This is a genomic window from Mesorhizobium norvegicum, assembly GCF_004919685.1.
GTDB classification, from domain to species: domain Bacteria; phylum Pseudomonadota; class Alphaproteobacteria; order Rhizobiales; family Rhizobiaceae; genus Mesorhizobium; species Mesorhizobium norvegicum.
This window is the reverse complement of record NZ_SMYZ01000156.1, coordinates 1-600: the sequence shown is the minus strand read 5'-3', so window position 1 is coordinate 600 and position 600 is coordinate 1. Positions and strand designations below refer to the sequence as shown.

The following is a 600-nucleotide window of genomic DNA, read 5'->3' as shown; positions in this document are numbered from 1 at the left end:
GCTTGCGCGCGATTTCGGCGATGTCGGCCTGGCTGGCGCGTTCGGCGCAAAGAGCTGCGGCCTCCGCTTCCAGCGCGCGGCGGATCTCCATCGTCTGCATCAGGCTGGTGAAATCATTGCCGCCCGCCAGCGTCAGCGGCATGTGCAGCATGTCTGGCGAGACGGCGACCTTGAGATAGGTGCCGCTGCCTTGCCGGCGCTCGACGAGGCCGAGCCCTTCCCAGCGTGTCAGCGCCTCGCGCACCGTGTTGCGGCTGACCTTCAGCCGCTCGGCCAGAATACGCTCCGTTGGAAGTCTCTCGCCCGGCTGCAAGGCCTCGGCGCGAACAAAGCCCACCAACGCCTTCAGCACGGCGTCATCGCGCGCCGTCGTCTGAATGGGTGGCAGGCTATTCTGATCCACATCTGCTCCAAGTGGTCCAATGGTCCAACCAATTCTGCACAGAAGAAGAATGCTGTCAATCGGTTGTCAGGAGGTCTGTCAGGGATAGTCGGTGCGCAGAGCGCAAGGCTTGACAGTTCGGAAGCCTGTTGGCAGCCAAGATCATCGTTCATTTCGGTGGACCGTCATAAACGTTGAGGATTGGCCGAAGCCTCCCC

Annotated in this window: 1 protein-coding gene; it reads right to left on the bottom strand. The window is 62.3% G+C overall.

The features are described 5' to 3' along the window. A partial coding sequence (locus FCU66_RS39965) for a FadR/GntR family transcriptional regulator (protein WP_136625507.1) occupies positions 1-403 on the bottom strand: 403 nt, incomplete at its 3' end. Positions 404-600 lie beyond the last annotated feature (197 nt).